The sequence below is a fragment of the Polaromonas sp. 39-63-25 genome, assembly GCF_002278925.1.
GTDB lineage: Bacteria > Pseudomonadota > Gammaproteobacteria > Burkholderiales > Burkholderiaceae_C > Polaromonas.
The window spans coordinates 63,574-78,974 of the sequence record NZ_NCJH01000005.1 but is presented as its reverse complement, the minus strand read 5'-3'; the positions used below and the strand labels follow the sequence as shown (position 1 = coordinate 78,974).

Genomic DNA, 15,401 nt, shown 5'->3' with positions numbered 1-15,401 from the left:
GTTTTTCCTGGCTCCCACAGGCCGGTATTGTGCAGCAAGCCCTGCAGCAGAGGGTGTTGACATGGACTGTCGGGGTCGCTGGCTTGACCGGCGGTTCGCTGCAGCTGCGGCGCCGGCCGGTCAGGCTTCAGTGGTGCAGACGCGCAATACCTCGCTGCCATAGGCTTCGAGCTTTTTCACCCCGATGCCGCTGATGCCCTCCAGGTCCGCCGTGCTTTGCGGCGCCCGCTCGGCAATCGCGCGCAGGGTCGCGTCGTGGAAGATGACGAAGGCCGGCAGGTTGTGCTCGCGCGCCACCTCGGCGCGCCAGGCCTTGAGCCGGGCCAGGCGCTCCAGCGCGCCGGCGTTGAGCGACGCCTCGGCCAGGCCCCTGGCCGAGGTCTTGGTGCCCTTTTTGCTGCCCTTGCGGCGGTCGGCCGAGCCGCCCAACGCCTGTTCGCGCAGCATCACGCTGACTTCGCCCTTGAGCACCTGGCGCGCGTCGGGCAGCAGCTGCAGGGTGTTGAAGGCGTCGGGGTCGACCCGCACCATGCCCTTGGCGATCAGCTGGCGCAACACGCCGCGCCACTGCACCTCGGCCAGGTCGGCACCGATGCCAAAGGTGCTGAGCTTGTCGTGGCTGTGCTGCAGCACTTTTTCGGTCGCCTTGCCGCGCAGGATGTCCATCAGGTGGCCGGCGCCGAAGCTGATGCCGCTGGCCTGCTGCACGCGGTAGATGCAGCTGAGCATCTTGCGCGCCGCTTCGGTCGCGTCCCAGACTTTGGGCGGGGCCAGGCAGTTGTCGCAGTTGCCGCAAGGCTGGCTGTCTTCACCGAAATAATGCAGCAGGCTCACGCGCCGGCAACGTGTGTCTTCGGCCAGGCTCAGGAGCGCGTCGAGCTTGCCGCGCATCACCTGCTTGAACTCCTCGCTGGCCGCCTCACTGGTGTCTATCATGCGGCGCTGGTTCACCACGTCCTGCAGGCCGTAGGCCATCCAGGCGTTGGCCGGCAGGCCGTCGCGGCCGGCGCGGCCGGTTTCCTGGTAGTAGCCTTCAATGTTCTTCGGCATGTCCAGGTGCGCGACAAACCGCACGTCGGGCTTGTCGATGCCCATGCCGAAGGCAATCGTCGCGACCATCACCATGCCCTCCTCGCGCAGGAAGCGGTCCTGGCGTTGCTGGCGCAGGCTGCTGTCCAGGCCCGCATGGTAGGCCATGGCCTTGAGGCCGGCGTCTTCCAGCATGCCGGCCACTTCTTCCACGCGTTTGCGCGACTGGCAATACACAATGCCGGCTTCGCCCGCGTGTTCGCTCTCGATGAAACGCAGCAACTGGCGCGTCGCGTCGGTTTTTTCGACGATGGTGTAGCGGATGTTGGGCCGGTCGAAGCTGCTGACGAATTCACGCGCGTCCTCGAGCTTGAGCCGCTCGATCATGTCCTGGCGTGTCAGCGCGTCGGCGGTGGCCGTCAGCGCAATGCGCGGCACGTCGGGAAAGGTTTCATGCAGCAGGCTCAGCGAGCGGTACTCCGGCCGGAAATCATGACCCCACTGGCTCACGCAATGCGCTTCGTCGATCGCAAACAGGCTCAGCAGGCCGCGTTCGTGCAGCGAGCCCAGCAGGCCTTTCATGCGCGGCGTGTTGATGCGCTCGGGCGCGGCGTAGAGCAGGGTCAGCTCGTTGCGCAGCAGCTGCTTTTCCAGCGCGCTGCTTTCTTCCTGCGTCTGCGTCGAATTGAGGAAAGCGGCGGATACGCCGGCCTCGTGCAGGGCGCCGACCTGGTCATGCATCAGCGCAATCAGCGGCGAGATCACCACCGTCACGCCATGGCCGGCGTTTTGCCGGACTATGGCCGGGATCTGGTAACACAGCGACTTGCCGCCGCCGGTGGGCATCAGCACCAGCGCGTCGCCGCCCTGGACCACATGCTCGACGATGGCCTGCTGCGGGCCGCGGAAATCCGAATAGCCGAAGACCTGGCCCAGGATGTCCAGCGGGGAAAGAGGGGGCGTGGGGTGCGGCAGGGACAAGGCGGAGGAGGTTAAAAGTGCTATCGAAAAAGGAGCTATTTGCGCAAGTGGGACAAGGGCCGGGGCCGGATCTGATCAAAAATCCGTGGCTACATCTGCTCCCAGGGCAAACCGTCAAAACGCCAGCCGCTCAGGGTGGAGCGCTGGAACTGCTCATCGAGCTCACCTTCGAAGCCGTGCACCACGTTGATGACTTCGGCAAAACCCGCTACCTCCAGCGCCTGGCCGGCGGCCAGCGTGCGCTGGCCCGAGCGGCAGATCAGCAAGACCGGCTGCTCCTTGCCGCTGGCCTCGCGTTCAACTGCTTCGGCGAACCGCGTTGGGTCGGGCTGCAGGTCGGGGTATTCGTACCAGGGCACGTTGACCACGCCGGGCGGCCGGCCCACATACAGCGACTCGATTTCCATGCGCACGTCGACAAACAGGGCGTCGGGGTGCTGCTGCAGGTAGTCCCAGGCTTCTTTGGGTTGGAGGTGTTTCATGGGTCGGGCTCGGATGTAGGCGCTATTGTCAGGGGAAAATAGAGCCCCCACGCTTTTCACTTCGTGTAATACGCTGCCCCCCGAGGGGGCGCTGCGCCTGCGGACTGGCGAAGCCAGATCCGCGGCCCCGGCTGGCGCGGACCTGCGGAAAATTGGCCCTTGGTGGGTACACGTTCGGCCGGCGTCCTAAAATCGGGGTATGAAGCAAGTCATCTACACCCGCGGAGCTGCGCTCCCTGCCATTCTGGAAAAACGCATCGCCATCCTCGACGGGGCGATGGGCACCATGATCCAGCGCTTCAAGCTGAACGAGGCGCAGTACCGCGGCGAGCGCTTCAAGGACTTCCCCAAGGACGTCAAGGGCAACAACGAGTTGCTGAGCCTGACACGGCCCGACGTGATCCAGGACATCCACGAAGGCTACCTGGCCGCCGGCGCCGACATGATAGAGACCAACACCTTTGGCGCCACCACCGTGGCCCAGGCCGATTACGACATGGCTGACCTCGCGGTCGAGATGAACTACGAATCGGCCCGCATTGCCCGCGCTGCCTGCGACAAATTTTCCACACCAGAGAGGCCGCGGTTTGTGGTCGGCGCTCTCGGCCCCACCCCCAAGACTGCCAGCATCAGCCCCGACGTCAACGACCCGGGCGCGCGCAACACCAGCTTCGAGGAATTGCGCAAGGCGTATTACGAGCAGACCGAAGCCCTGGTCAAAGGCGGCGCCGATGTGCTGCTGGTCGAGACCATTTTCGACACGCTCAATGCCAAGGCTGCGCTGTTTGCGATTGACGAGTATTTCGAGAACTCCGGCGAACGCCTGCCCCTGATCATCAGCGGCACGGTCACCGATGCCTCGGGCCGCATCCTGAGCGGCCAGACGGTCACCGCCTTCTGGCACAGCATCCGCCATGCGCGGCCGCTGGCTGTGGGCCTGAACTGCGCGCTCGGTGCGACGCTGATGCGCCCCTACATCCAGGAACTGGCGCGTGTGGCCGGCGACACCTTCATCAGTTGCTACCCCAATGCCGGCCTGCCCAACCCGATGAGCGACACCGGGTTTGACGAGACACCCGAGGTGACTTCGCGCCTGCTGCGCGAGTTTGCCGACGAAGGCCTGGTCAACATCGTGGGTGGTTGCTGCGGCACGACGCCGGAGCACATCGGGGCGATTCACCAGGCGGTCGAGCCGCTGGCGCCGCGCGGCATCAAACGCGACTACTTCTACAAGGAAGCGGCCTGAGGTGTTGTCATCCCGGACTTGATCCGGGATCCATGTTTGCCAGCCACCTGCGTTGGTTTGGCTGTTGTGGTGTGCCAGCAAGCGGGGGGTTGCCCGGCGTGGGAGTGGGAGTGGGGAGTTGCGCCTACTGTCCTGGGTGAAACGGGATCGGAGCGTGATGCATGCGCACATGCATCCCTGTCGCAACAGCGGCGATCAGGCCCCTGGCAAGGTGAAGTAGATCGTCGCGCCTTGCTCAGGCGCGGCCTCCGCCCAGATTCGCCCGCCATGCCGCATCACAATGCGCTGCACCGTGCTCAGCCCGGCGCCGATGCCGGGGAAATCCGAACTCACATGCATGCGCTGGAAAATCCCGAAAAGTTTCTCGGCGTAGGCCATGTCGAACCCCGCGCCGTTGTCCTTGAAGAAGTAAACGGTTTCACCGTCCTGCCCCGATTGGCTGCCCACCACGATGTCGGCGCGTTCCTTTTTCGAGGTGAACTTCCACGCGTTGCCGGCCAGGTGATCGACCAGCTGCTTGAGCATCGCCGGATCACCGTGCGCGGCAAGTGCCGGCTGCACCGTAATGTCGGCTACCCGCGCGGGGTCGGCTTCCTGCAGCGCGGCAAACGCGGCCTGGGCCAGCGCGCCCAGGTCCACCGCCTGCGGCGCCAGCGGTGCGCGCAGCAGGCGCGAGACGGCCAGCAGCGCGGCGATCAGCTCATTGATGTTGCCCACGCCCAGGCGTATGCGCTGCAGGTAGTGCGTGCTGCGTTCCGCATTGCCCTTGGCGACAGCGCCCTCGAGCAGCCGGCTGAAACCGTCGATCGTGCTCAACGGCGCGCGCAGGTCGTGCGAGACCGAATAGGAAAAGTTTTCGAGTTCCTTGTTGGCGGCGGCCACCTCGGCGCCGCGCTGGCGCAGCTGCTCCTCCAGATGGGCCGTGATGCGCAGGATTTCCTGCTCGGCCGCGGCGCGGTCGCTGCCGTCACGCAGTTGCTGCAGCAGGACCGAAACGGCAGGCACGGCGCTCACGGCGACGGGTCCGGGAGGTTGGGTCATGACAGGCCTTGCGCTGGAGGGGTCGCTGTGTTGGGGCGATGGGTGCGCGGTGTTGAGAGTGAGAATGTCATCGGTGTCCCTGGATAACAGCGGGTGAATGGGTCACTATGCATGGTGCGGGGCCCGGGCGTCAAGCCGCGGGCTCGCGAAGGCGACGGGAAGCCGGCGCCGGCTCAGGGGGCACCTTCGTCGTCCGGTTCCCTGCCGGCACGGTGCGTGGAGGGCGGGGTGCACTCGTCCGGGTTGGCCACGAAGAGCCACCCGACAGCCAGCGCCGCCGGAATGGCGAGGAACCAATACGGGTTGCCGGTGAGCCAGGCACCCGCCATGCCGGCAGCGGTGCCTGCCGACAGGCACGCCAGAAACCAGGCCAGGCGGGTTTTGAGGTTTCGCGATGCGGACATGGAACAGCCTTGCTCACTTCAACGCGCCTCAACTCGCGGCGGCCCGCTGCAGCCGGTCGCGCACACCATCCCATGCCGGGTCGGCCGGCAGGTTTTCAATCCAGATCAGCTTGACGCCCTGGCTATCGAAGTCGCGCATCACGGCGAACAACTGCTGCGCGGTGGCGGCGGCATCGTCGGGCATGCGGCGGTACAGCACCTGCGCCGACTTGATGCGCACGATGCTGCGGGCATACACGGCGATGTGCGCGGCCTCCGCGCCGAGTACGTCGAGTGCGGTCTGGATCGCGCTGGCGTCCATCAGGCGCACCCGGGCGTTGGGCGCGTAGTGCGATGCCAGCGTGCCGGATGCGCGCGGTGCTTCTCCGAGTGCTGCCTCTTCCTGCTGCCAATCGTCCTTGTCGAACACCGGCTCGCCACAGGCGGCTTCGAGCTGCGCGCGTGTGAGCAAACCGGGGCGCAGCAGCACCGGACGGCCGCGCGTGCAGTCCACGATGCTGGACTCGATGCCGACCTCACAGGGTCCGCCGTCGAGCACCAGCAGCGTGTCGTCGAATTCTTCAGCAACATGCCGGGCGGTGGTCGGGCTGACGCGGCCAAAACGGTTGGCGCTGGGCCCGGCCACACCGGTGGCGCAGGCCTTCAGAAAGGCCAGTGCTACCGGGTGCGCGGGACAGCGCAGGCCGATGGAGTCCTGCCCGCCGGCGGCGGCGGCGGCCACGCCCGGCTTGCGCGGCAGGATCACGGTCAGCGGCCCGGGCCAGAAGGCCTGCATCAGGCGTGCGGCAAACGGCGGCACGCTGCTCGCGTAGTCGCTCACCTGCGCGGCATCCGCCACATGCACGATCAGCGGGTGATCGCTGGGCCGGCCCTTGGCGGCGAAGATGCCGGCCACGGCGGTGTCACTGGCCGCATCGGCGCCCAGGCCATACACCGTCTCTGTGGGAAAACCGACCAGCCCGCCGGCGCGGATCACGCGTGCGGCTTCCAGAATGGCCGCCGGGTCGGTGCCGCCCCGAATCATCGCAAGGCGTCCAGGCCGGGCAGCCCCAGCAGCTGCGCGGCCTGGCGTGCGACCGCGGTGACGCTGGCCACGTCGGCGCCGGTGACGGTGAGGTGGCCCATCTTGCGGCCGGCGCGCGCTTCGAGCTTGCCGTACAGGTGCAAATGCGTGCCCGGCAAGGCCAGCACGGCCTGCCAGTCGGGCGTGCGCAACTGGTCGGCGGCGTCAAACCACAGGTCACCGAGCAGGTTGAGCATGATGGCCGGCGAATGCTGGCGCGGCTGCGGCAGCGGCAAGCCGGCCATGGCATGGACCTGCAGGTCGAACTGCGAAACGTCGCAGGCGTCCATCGTGTAGTGGCCGCTGTTGTGCGGCCGCGGCGCCATTTCGTTGACCACCAGCGCGCCATCGGCACTGCCGTCGTCGATCACAAAAAACTCCACGCACAACACGCCCACATAAGCGATGTGATTAGCTATGGATTCAGTAGCTGCTCGCGCCCGCTGTGCAAGGGCTGCAGGCATGTTTCCCTCATAAGCCGCGGTAACGGCGAGGATGCCATCAACGTGCACGTTGTACTGCGGCGCAAAACCGGTGATGGTGCCGTCCCAGCCGCGCGCGACGATGACCGAACATTCGGCCTTCAGCGGCAGCAGCTTTTCCAGCACGCAGGGCACCTGCTTCAAATCGGCCCAGGCGGCGGCAAGTTCAGCAGCGGTTTTGACGCGCACCTGGCCCTTGCCGTCATAACCCATGCGTGCCGTTTTCAGGATGCCGGGCAGCAAGTCGGCCGGCACGGCGGCGAGCTGCGCCGACGTTTCGATCACGGCATAAGGCGCGCAGGTCACACCCGCCATGCCGGCGCTGGCGGTGAAGTGGGCTTTTTCCTCGATGCGGTTTTGCGCAATGGCGACGGCCGCCGCGCCGGGCGCCACCGGCCGGTCCACGGCCAGGGTTTGCAGCGCGTCGGCGGGAACGTTTTCAAATTCGGTGGTGATGGCGGCGCACAGTGAAGCCAGCTGCGCCAGGCCGTTCTCGTCCCGGTAAGCGGTCTGGATGTGGTAGTGGCTGACGCGGCCGGCCGGGCTGGTCGGGTCGGGGTCGAGCACCGCGGTGAAATACCCGAGCCGCTGCGCCGCATGCACAAACATGCGGCCGAGCTGGCCGCCACCCATCACGCCCAGGGTCGCGGGCTGGCCCGCGGCATCGACGGTGCCCGGGAAAATCGGCGAAAAACTCATGCGGGCGGCAAGGTCATGGCGCGCGCTGCGGCGGTCTGCTCGGCGCGGAAGGCCTGCAACTTGTCGGCCAGGGTTTTGTCGTGCAGGGCCAGCATGGCCACCGCAAACAGGGCCGCGTTGGCCGCACCGGCGTTGCCGATGGCAAAGGTCGCGACCGGCACGCCCTTGGGCATCTGCACGATGCTGTGCAGCGAATCGACGCCCTGCAGGTGGTTGCTGGCGACCGGCACACCGAGAATCGGCACCGCGGTCTTGGCGGCCAGCATGCCCGGCAGGTGGGCGGCACCGCCGGCACCGGCAATGATGGCCTGCAGGCCGCGCCCGCCGGCCTGTTCGGCATAGGCGAACAGCTCGTCGGGCATGCGATGGGCCGAGACCACGCGCGCTTCGTGCGCCACGCCGAACTGCTGGAGAATCTGCACGGCATGCTGCATGGTGGTCCAGTCGCTGCTGGAACCCATCACCACACCCACGAGGGGCGGCTTGAGATCTTGCGTTGTTGTCATGTGTTGCTTTCCGGGCCTGCTGTGCGGTCAATCGTTGGCTGCCAGCGCTGATTTTACGGGCTGGTGGGCCAGCCGGGCCGGCCGCCGCATGCTATCGTGCCAGCGCGGCACCGCTGTGCCTGTTGAAAACCCCTTCACCCACCCCTATTTGTCCAGCACCATGATCGACGTCACCATTGCCAATTTCGAAGAGGAAGTCGTTGCGGCTTCCATGACCATCCCCGTGCTGATTGATTTCTGGGCGCCCTGGTGCGGGCCCTGCAAATCACTCGGCCCGATTCTGGAGAAGGTCGAGATCGCCTACGGCGGACGCTTCAAGCTGGCCAAGATCGACTCCGACCAGGAGCAGCAACTCGGCGCCGCCTTCGGCATCCGCAGCATCCCGACCTGCATCCTGATGATGAACGGCCAGCCGGTGGACGGCTTCCAGGGGGCACTGCCCGAAGGCAAGGTCAAGGAGTTTCTCGACAAACACCTGCCGCCGGCCGAAGAGCTGCCACCCGCCGAGGAAGACATCGCCGAGCCGGAAGACACCAGCCCGGCCGCCGTGCTGGAAAAACTGCAGGCCGCCGTCGCCAGCGACCCGGCCAACGACAACGCCCGTTTCGACTACATCCGCCTGCTGCTGCAGCATGGTCAGGTGGAACACGCCAAGGCCGCTTTTGCGCCGGTGGCCAGCAAGGCGCCGACCGTGCGCAAGTTCGAAGCCCTGCAGCACTGGTTCAATGCTATCGAATCAGGAGCTGCTCACGCAGATGCAGCGGGGGCTCAAGCCGGATTTGATGCAAAGCTTGCAGCCAACAAGCGGGATTTCGACACCCGTTACGCGCTGGCGCAGTTGCACATGAGCCAGCAGCGCTGGGTGCCGGCCATGGACGAGCTGCTGGAAATTCTGATGCGCGACAAGGCCTGGAACGGGGAACTGGCACGCAAGACCTTTGTGTCCATCCTCGAAATCATCGAGCCGCCCAAAGTCAAGGTCGCCGACGGCCAGATCCCGCCGGATGATCCGACCGTGGCCACTTACCGCCGGCGCTTGAGCAGTGTGGTGCTGAGCTGATTCGCGGGGCCGCCGTCCTCGCACTGTGCGGTCTTTTGTAGTTCGCCGGCAAGCCGGGGGTTGCCCGGCGGCAACTCACTTTCTTTTTGCGTCGCCAAAAAGAAAGTAAGCAAAGAAAAAAGCGACCCGATGGTCTGGGTCCCTTCGCTTCGCTGCGGGCAACCTCCGGTGCTCGGTAAAAGCGGGGTCTCGCTAGCACTCTCCCGTCTCAAACAATCGCGAGCCCTGATCCGCTTTTGCCTGCACTCCTCGGCCCAGCCCGACGGGTGGGGGAAACAAATACGGGTTCGGGTGCGGGGAGACATGACGCGCGTAGCGCGTCATGTCGGAGTCAAGTGGCCGTCATGGTTGCACGCGAGCGCAGCACACGCAGCCAAATGAAGTCCCCCTCCATCGCCCAGCGGGGCGAGGGCAGGGGCTAGGGGTGGGAGTGGGGAGTTGCGCCTACTGTCCATAGCGAACCCAAGCCGCAGCGTGATGCAACAACCCAACGCGGCATTACCGTTCCTGCACCGCCCACTGAATCAGCGCATCCAGCGCCGGTCGCGCCGCGATCGCATTCGGGTGGTTGACCATGCCGACCACGATGTAACGCGCACCGCTCGCGCCGTTGGCATAGCCGGCCACGGCCGTCACGTCGCGCAGCGAGCCGGTTTTCATGAAGGCCTGCCCGGTGACCGCGGTGGCGCGTGTTCGCATGGTGGCGTCCACACCGGCGATCGGCAGGGAGTCGAGCAGGTCCTGCGCCACGCGGCCCTGCGCGGCGACCTGCAGCATGGCCGCCAGGCTGGCGGCGCTGATGCGTTCGACGCGGCTCAGGCCCGAGCCGTTGTCCATCACCGGGGCCTCCTGCCGCGGCAGGATTTTTTTCCACCAGGCTGCCAGCGCGGCACGGCCGGTTTCCGGCGTGCCCTGGGGGTGTTCGCCCGGCTGGGCGCTGCGCCCCAGCGTGAGGAAGAGGTGCTGGGCCATCACGTTGTTGGAGAACTTGTTGACGTCGCGCACGATGTCGCGCAGCGGCAGCGAGGGCGCGTCCAGGCGCAGCGGCGCTTTTTCACCGGACAGCGTGCCGCGTGCGCGCAACATGGCCAGCTCGGCCGGTGTGGCGTCGCGTGCGCTGCCGGTCAGCAGCCCGCCCAGCGCGCGCCACGAGCCTTCGATGGCGCGCGCCGCAAAGGTGGCGGGCTCGGCATAGGCCGTCGGCCAGAGACGTTCGCCGCAGGCCGACGAGTAGCTGCCGGCGAACTGGATGCGGTCGGGACTGTGCACGCTGGCGCGCAGCTCGCTGCGCCAGTCGCCGCAGCGGCTCACACGTGCCAGCGGCACCGTGTCGTCGACCAGCAGGCCGGCCATGGGCGGCTCGGTCTGCACCCGTGCGTGGCCATTGGCCAGGTCGGGCGTGAAGCGCATCACCAGTGACTTGAAGTTGATCAGCAAGGCATCGGGGCGCGCGTTGTAGGGCCGCAGCGGTTCGCCGTCGAACTCGCCGGCGTCCAGCGCCGGCACCAGGAAGGCGCTGCGGTCCAGCACGATGTCGCCGCGTATCACCTTCACGCCGCTGGCCTGCACCTGCCCCAGCAGTGCCTGCAGGCGTTCGACCACCAGCTTGGGGTCGCCGCCGCCGCGCACCACCAGATTGCCGTGCAGGAGTCCCTCCGACAGGCTGCCGTCCATCGTCAGGCGGGTGTTCCAGGTGTAGTCGGGCCCGAGCACGTCGAGTGCGGCGTAGGTGGTCACCAGTTTCATGACCGAGGCCGGGTTCATGGGCACCGTGCTGCGGTGTTCCAGGCGCGGCGGCTGCCGTCCCGAGGCATCCATCACCAGCAGCGTGACGGCGTCGGGCGGAACCCGCGCACGCACCAGGGCCTTGGCGATGGCCGGCGGCAGCGCCAGCCTGGGGGCGCGCACGGCTTTCTGGGCCAGCGCCCAGCCGGGGGCCAGGCCCAGGGCGAGCGCGGCAGCCAGCCGGCAGAGCAACAGGGGAGAGGGGAGCATGGCTGATTATCGGCCTTGCCCTGCGAAGCGGCCGCTTGCCCGGATAATCAAGCCATGCGTTTTTCTCCCAAGACGGTCGGTGTGCTTGCCGCCATCGTGACCGTCGCCATCTGGACCTCCTTCATCGTGATTGCACGCGCCACGGCGCACCGCAGCCTCACGCCGCTGGACATCAGCCTGTTGCGTTTCATCGGTGCGGCGATGGTGCTGCTGCCTTGGGGTGCCTGGCTGGTCTGGCGCCGCGCGCGCGACAGCCGCCCCGCTCTGGCGCCGCCCAGCTGGCTGGGCCTGTCGCCACTGGGTTTCCGGCTCACCGCGCTGATCGGCCTGGTCGGCGGTGTCGGTTACGCCTGCCTGGCCTACAGCGGCTTTTATTTCGCCCCGGCGGCCCATGCCTCGGTGCTGCTGCCCGGCACCCTGCCGCTGAGCACCACCCTGATGGCCGTGCTGATCCTGAAAGACCGCGTGACGCGGGTACGCGCCATCGGCCTGGGCCTGATTTTCCTGGGCGACGTGATGGTGGGCGGCGCCAGCCTGCTGCAGGCCTGGACGCAGGCCGGCAGCCAGGTCTGGAAGGGCGATCTGCTGTTTCTCTGCGCCTCCACCTGCTGGGCGGTTTATTCGGTGCTGGTGCGCAAACATGCGCTGCAGGCGGTGTCTGCCACCATTGCCATCAGCGTGTTTGCCTTCATGACCTATGTGCCGGTCTACAGCCTGCTGGCGTATTCGGGCGTCATCGCCACCCGGCTGGCCAGCGCGCCCTGGAGTGAGATTGTTTTCCAGATGGTGTTCCAGGGCGTGGGCTCGGTGGTGATCTCCGGCATCACCTTCACCAAGATGGTTCAGTCCTTCGGCCCGGTGCGCTCGACCATGATCACCGCGGTGGTGCCCGGCCTGTCGGCGCTGGGCGCGGTGATCTTCCTCGGCGAGCCGCTGCACTGGAACCTGCTCGCCGGCTTGGCGCTGGTGACCCTGGGCATTGTGTTCGGCGTGCGTGTGCAGGCCCAACGCATCACGACAACCACTCCTGATTTGATAGCTGCTAGCGCAGACTCCACAAGGGCCAAGGCCTGATTTGACTCATCAACCCATGAAACTCCTGGCTTTTGACACCAGCACCGACAGCATGTCGCTGGCCCTCACCGACGGTCAGCGCATCTGGCAGCACACCGGCCCCGGCGGCGCGCAGGCGTCGAGCACGCTGATTCCGGCGATTCTCGAACTGCTGGGCCAGGCCGGGCTGGCGCTGGCCGATCTGGACGCACTGGTGTTCGGCCGCGGCCCCGGCTCCTTCACCGGCCTGCGCACGGCGTGCTCCGTGGCGCAGGGCCTGGCGCTGGGGGCGCGCCTGCCGGTGCTGCCGCTGGACACACTGATGGCGGTGGCCGAAGAGGCCCGCTTCCAGCACGAAGGTCCGCAGGCCGCGACCCGCCTGCAGGTGACGGCGCTGCTCGATGCACGCATGGACGAGATGTATGTGCAGCGTTTTGCCTGCGACGCCGGGCGCTGGACCTCGCTGGCCGACTGCGCCCTGATACGCCCGGAAAACCTGCCGCTCGATCCGGCGGACGACCTGCTGGCCGGCAATGTGTTCGGCGTCTACGCGGCGCGCCTGCCGGTGTTTCCGGACAGCCTGCCGCGCCTCACCGCCCTGCCCACGGCTGTGGCCATGCTGCGGCTGGCGCCTGCGCTGCTGGCCGCCGGCCACGGCGTGCCGGCCAGCCAGGCGCTGCCGCTGTACGTGCGTGACAAGGTGGCGCTGACCACCGAAGAGCGCGCCCGCGTCAAGGCCGGCATCGCCGCGGCGGCCGGCCGATAATGAGCCATGAGCGCCGTTCTCGAACCCCTCGAAGCCCAGTTCGAACCCATGACCGAGTCGTGGTTCGATGCGGTGCTGCGGGCCGAGCAAAGTGCTTATGCGCACCCGTGGACGCGCGGCAATTTCAGCGATTCGCTCAAGGCCGGTTACCAGGCGCTGGTGCTCACCGGCGGCAGCGGGCCGGGCGCGGAGCTGCTGGGCTATTTTGTGGCCATGAAAGGTGTGGACGAGGTGCATCTGCTCAACATCACAGTGGCGCCTGCCCACCAGCGCCAGGGCTGGGCCCGCGTGATGCTCGATGCGCTGGCACTCTGGTCGCGCGGCCAGGGCGCGCAGTGGCTGTGGCTGGAAGTGCGCGTGAGCAACGGCCGGGCCAGGGCGGTGTACGAGCGTTACGGCTTTCGTCACGTCGGAACCCGGCGCCAGTACTACCCCGCGGCGAATGCCACCCGCGAAGACGCCGTGGTCATGAGCATGGCACTGCAAGCCGGACACAGCGAGCCATGAAAGTGCTGCCGTGAGCCTGGACCTGGACAAACGCCAGCGCGCCATGCTGCGTGAAATGGGCGTGCGCCTCTGGCAGCCGCCATCGCCACCGCCGGTGGCAGCGGATGCTGCTATCAATACAGTAGCTGTTGACGCCCCTCCGAAAAGGGCTGAAGGCCGATTTGATGTTGAGGCCGAACCGGCACGTGCGCTCGCACCCGCCGCCGCACCGGCGGTGCGACCGCCGGCCCAAGTGCCCGTGGCGCGGCCGGCCACCGGCCTGCAGCCGCGTCCTGCCGGCGTGGAGCTGATGGACTGGCCCGCCCTGCAGGCCGCGGTGGCCGGCTGCCGCGCCTGCGCCCTCTGCGAAAGCCGCAAAAACACGGTGTTTGGCATCGGGCCAGTGGCCGCCGACGGCGCCGCGCCGCAGGTCGACTGGCTCATCGTCGGCGAGGCGCCCGGCGAAAACGAAGACCTCGCCGGTGAACCCTTTGTCGGCCAGGCCGGCAAGCTGCTCGACAACATGCTGCTGGCCATCGGCCTGCAGCGCGGCCATGACGCTGCCGCGCCGCGGGCCGGTCTCTCGACCAGCGTTTTCATCACCAATGTGCTCAAGTGCCGCCCGCCGGCCAACCGCAACCCCGACCCGGCGGAAGTGGCGCAGTGCGAGCCTTACCTGAAACGCCAGGTCGAACTGCTGCAGCCGAAAATGATCCTGGCGCTGGGCAAATTTGCCGCCCAGTCGCTGCTGCAGGACAGCGTGCCCGAGGTGCAGAAAATCCCGCTCGGCAAGCTGCGTGGCCAGGTGTTTCGCTACCTCGGCGTGCCGGTGGTCGTCAGTTACCACCCGGCCTACCTGCTGCGCAGCCTGGGCGACAAGGCCAAGGCCTGGGACGACCTGTGCCTTGCGCAGGCGCAGCTATAGCCCCCACGCTTGTCGCTTCGCGTACTGCGCTGCCCCCCGAGGGGGCGCTGCGCCTGCGGGCCGGCGAAGCCGGACCCGCGGCCCCTGCTGGTATGAAGAGATCCTCTGTGCTAGCCCGTCACTTGGCTGTCCGCTGCGGCGCCAGCACCGAGGCAATCGCCACCACCATCAGCACCACGGCGGCCCAGTCCTGCCAGTGCAGGACCTCGCCCAGGCCCAGCGCGCCCGAGAACACGCCCAGGATGGGAATCATCATCACGCTCAGGGTGGAGGCAATCGGCGGCAGGCTGCGCGCCAGGAAAAACCAGGCCGCGTGGGCAAAACCGAAAATGATCACAGCGTTGTAGAGAATCGAGGCCCAGCTCACGGCCGGGGGCGCCTTCCACTGCGGCATCTCGAAGGCCGCGCTCAGCCCGGTCATCACCACCGCCGTCATCACCGTCATCCAGAAGGAAATCGTCAGGGTGGCCACCGGCATCGTGGTGTTGCGCAGCTTCTGCGTGCCGACGGCCCAGGTGGCCGCGGCCGCCAGCGCGCAGAGCACCCCGATGGGCCGGCCCGACAGGTTGGTCAACTCGTGCCACAGCAGCAGCGACACGCCCAGCGCGGCTGCGGCCACACCCAGCCAGCTGCGGCGCTGCAGCTGGTTGCCGAAGAACCAGGCGCCAAACAGCGCCGAAAAAATCGGCATGGTGTAGCCCAGGATGGCGGCGCGCCCGCTGCTGAGGTTTTTGACCGCCAGGATGATCAGCCCGTGCCAGACAAACATGTTGGCAAACGCCAGCCAGAACAGCTCGCGGTATTTCTCGCGCGGCACAAAAAACGGCACCTTCATCAGCAGCATCGCCGCGCCCAGCACCGGAATGCCCAGCCAGATCGACAGGGCGCGAAAAGTGAGTGGCGGAAAGTCGGCGACGCCGACTTTCATGATGGGCCAGTTGATGCCCCAGGCCAAGGTCAGCAGGACGAGGAGGATGAGCTGGCGGCGTGAGAGTTGCATGGGCGGCTGGGGTGGAAGGTGATGGGTGCCGCTATTGTCCGGGCGGCGAGGAAATCCTGCAGTGGACAGCTATGAGGCTCCCCGGCTTAACCAGCAGGGGCCGCGGGTCCGGCTTCGCCGGCCCGCAGGCGCAGCGGCCCCCTCGGGGGCAGGGAACTTGCGCGTTGTGAGCGGCAGTAGGAG

15 protein-coding genes are annotated in these 15,401 nt (G+C 67.1%); 6 read left to right on the top strand and 9 right to left on the bottom strand.

Annotated elements, in window-relative coordinates:
* Positions 1 to 120: 120 nt before the first annotated feature.
* Positions 121 to 2,010 (bottom strand): DNA helicase RecQ, encoded by a 1,890-nt coding sequence (recQ, locus tag B7X65_RS06300; RefSeq protein WP_293593439.1) that lies wholly within the window; start codon positions 2,008 to 2,010, stop codon positions 121 to 123.
* 89 nt (positions 2,011 to 2,099) lie between these two features.
* Positions 2,100 to 2,492, bottom strand: coding sequence for a rhodanese-like domain-containing protein (locus B7X65_RS06295; RefSeq protein ID WP_293593438.1), 393 nt, complete (start codon positions 2,490 to 2,492; stop codon positions 2,100 to 2,102).
* Between the two features lie 199 nt (positions 2,493 to 2,691).
* Here B7X65_RS06295 and B7X65_RS06290 point away from each other — a divergent pair, with 199 nt between their 5' ends.
* Positions 2,692 to 3,738 carry a homocysteine S-methyltransferase family protein gene (locus B7X65_RS06290; RefSeq protein ID WP_293593437.1) on the top strand — a complete coding sequence of 349 codons (1,047 nt, stop codon included), beginning with the start codon at positions 2,692 to 2,694 and terminating at the stop codon, positions 3,736 to 3,738.
* 195 nt (positions 3,739 to 3,933) lie between these two features.
* Here the strand turns inward: B7X65_RS06290 and B7X65_RS06285 are convergent, their stop codons facing one another.
* The 5 genes from B7X65_RS06285 to purE all read right to left on the bottom strand — a co-directional run bounded on the left by B7X65_RS06285 (position 3,934) and on the right by purE (position 7,933).
* Positions 3,934 to 4,779 (bottom strand): ATP-binding protein, encoded by an 846-nt coding sequence (locus tag B7X65_RS06285; protein WP_293593436.1) that lies wholly within the window; start codon positions 4,777 to 4,779, stop codon positions 3,934 to 3,936.
* 173 nt (positions 4,780 to 4,952) lie between these two features.
* On the bottom strand, positions 4,953 to 5,183 hold the full coding sequence (locus B7X65_RS06280) for a hypothetical protein (RefSeq protein ID WP_293593435.1): 231 nt from the start codon (positions 5,181 to 5,183) through the stop codon (positions 4,953 to 4,955).
* A 28-nt stretch (positions 5,184 to 5,211) separates the two neighbouring features.
* Positions 5,212 to 6,207 (bottom strand): L-threonylcarbamoyladenylate synthase, encoded by a 996-nt coding sequence (locus B7X65_RS06275; protein WP_293593434.1) that lies wholly within the window; start codon positions 6,205 to 6,207, stop codon positions 5,212 to 5,214.
* On the bottom strand, positions 6,204 to 7,427 hold the full coding sequence (locus B7X65_RS06270; protein WP_293593433.1) for a 5-(carboxyamino)imidazole ribonucleotide synthase: 1,224 nt from the start codon (positions 7,425 to 7,427) through the stop codon (positions 6,204 to 6,206). Before B7X65_RS06270 ends, B7X65_RS06275 begins: the two co-directional genes overlap by 4 nt.
* Entirely contained in the window at positions 7,424 to 7,933 is a 510-nt protein-coding gene (gene purE, locus B7X65_RS06265; RefSeq protein WP_293593432.1) for a 5-(carboxyamino)imidazole ribonucleotide mutase, read from the bottom strand. Before purE ends, B7X65_RS06270 begins: the two co-directional genes overlap by 4 nt.
* A gap of 160 nt (positions 7,934 to 8,093) precedes the next feature.
* Between purE and trxA the strand changes: the two genes are divergently transcribed.
* Entirely contained in the window at positions 8,094 to 8,993 is a 900-nt protein-coding gene (gene trxA / locus B7X65_RS06260) for a thioredoxin (protein WP_293593431.1), read from the top strand.
* 498 nt (positions 8,994 to 9,491) lie between these two features.
* Here the strand turns inward: trxA and dacB are convergent, their stop codons facing one another.
* Entirely contained in the window at positions 9,492 to 10,988 is a 1,497-nt protein-coding gene (dacB, locus tag B7X65_RS06255) for a D-alanyl-D-alanine carboxypeptidase/D-alanyl-D-alanine-endopeptidase (RefSeq protein WP_293593430.1), read from the bottom strand.
* A 54-nt stretch (positions 10,989 to 11,042) separates the two neighbouring features.
* On the opposite strand from dacB, the gene B7X65_RS06250 reads away from it, so the two are divergent.
* Genes B7X65_RS06250 through B7X65_RS06235 form a run of 4 tightly spaced genes read left to right on the top strand, consistent with a single transcriptional unit; the run spans position 11,043 to position 14,218 of the window.
* Entirely contained in the window at positions 11,043 to 12,062 is a 1,020-nt protein-coding gene (locus B7X65_RS06250; protein ID WP_293593429.1) for a DMT family transporter, read from the top strand.
* Between the two features lie 16 nt (positions 12,063 to 12,078).
* Complete coding sequence (tsaB, locus tag B7X65_RS06245; protein WP_293593428.1) at positions 12,079 to 12,807, top strand: tRNA (adenosine(37)-N6)-threonylcarbamoyltransferase complex dimerization subunit type 1 TsaB; 729 nt, start codon at positions 12,079 to 12,081, stop codon at positions 12,805 to 12,807.
* Positions 12,808 to 12,813: 6 nt separating this feature from the next.
* Positions 12,814 to 13,314: a ribosomal protein S18-alanine N-acetyltransferase gene (gene rimI / locus B7X65_RS06240; protein WP_293593427.1), complete on the top strand. Its 501-nt coding sequence runs from the start codon at positions 12,814 to 12,816 to the stop codon at positions 13,312 to 13,314.
* Between the two features lie 16 nt (positions 13,315 to 13,330).
* Positions 13,331 to 14,218: a uracil-DNA glycosylase gene (locus tag B7X65_RS06235; protein ID WP_293593494.1), complete on the top strand. Its 888-nt coding sequence runs from the start codon at positions 13,331 to 13,333 to the stop codon at positions 14,216 to 14,218.
* 118 nt (positions 14,219 to 14,336) lie between these two features.
* On the opposite strand, the gene B7X65_RS06230 is transcribed toward B7X65_RS06235, so the two are convergent.
* On the bottom strand, positions 14,337 to 15,218 hold the full coding sequence (locus B7X65_RS06230; RefSeq protein WP_293593426.1) for a DMT family transporter: 882 nt from the start codon (positions 15,216 to 15,218) through the stop codon (positions 14,337 to 14,339).
* Between the last annotated feature and the right edge of the window lie 183 nt (positions 15,219 to 15,401).

Coding starts and splice junctions, on each gene's coding strand:
- B7X65_RS06250 (WP_293593429.1), top strand. CDS start 11,043: ATGCGTTTTTCTCCCAAGACGGTCGGTGTGCTTGCCGCCATCGTGACC.
- purE (WP_293593432.1), bottom strand. CDS start 7,933: ATGACAACAACGCAAGATCTCAAGCCGCCCCTCGTGGGTGTGGTGATG.
- B7X65_RS06285 (WP_293593436.1), bottom strand. CDS start 4,779: ATGACCCAACCTCCCGGACCCGTCGCCGTGAGCGCCGTGCCTGCCGTT.
- tsaB (WP_293593428.1), top strand. CDS start 12,079: ATGAAACTCCTGGCTTTTGACACCAGCACCGACAGCATGTCGCTGGCC.
- rimI (WP_293593427.1), top strand. CDS start 12,814: ATGAGCGCCGTTCTCGAACCCCTCGAAGCCCAGTTCGAACCCATGACC.
- B7X65_RS06275 (WP_293593434.1), bottom strand. CDS start 6,207: ATGATTCGGGGCGGCACCGACCCGGCGGCCATTCTGGAAGCCGCACGC.
- trxA (WP_293593431.1), top strand. CDS start 8,094: ATGATCGACGTCACCATTGCCAATTTCGAAGAGGAAGTCGTTGCGGCT.
- B7X65_RS06280 (WP_293593435.1), bottom strand. CDS start 5,183: ATGTCCGCATCGCGAAACCTCAAAACCCGCCTGGCCTGGTTTCTGGCG.
- B7X65_RS06295 (WP_293593438.1), bottom strand. CDS start 2,492: ATGAAACACCTCCAACCCAAAGAAGCCTGGGACTACCTGCAGCAGCAC.
- B7X65_RS06290 (WP_293593437.1), top strand. CDS start 2,692: ATGAAGCAAGTCATCTACACCCGCGGAGCTGCGCTCCCTGCCATTCTG.
- B7X65_RS06270 (WP_293593433.1), bottom strand. CDS start 7,427: ATGAGTTTTTCGCCGATTTTCCCGGGCACCGTCGATGCCGCGGGCCAG.
- dacB (WP_293593430.1), bottom strand. CDS start 10,988: ATGCTCCCCTCTCCCCTGTTGCTCTGCCGGCTGGCTGCCGCGCTCGCC.
- B7X65_RS06230 (WP_293593426.1), bottom strand. CDS start 15,218: ATGCAACTCTCACGCCGCCAGCTCATCCTCCTCGTCCTGCTGACCTTG.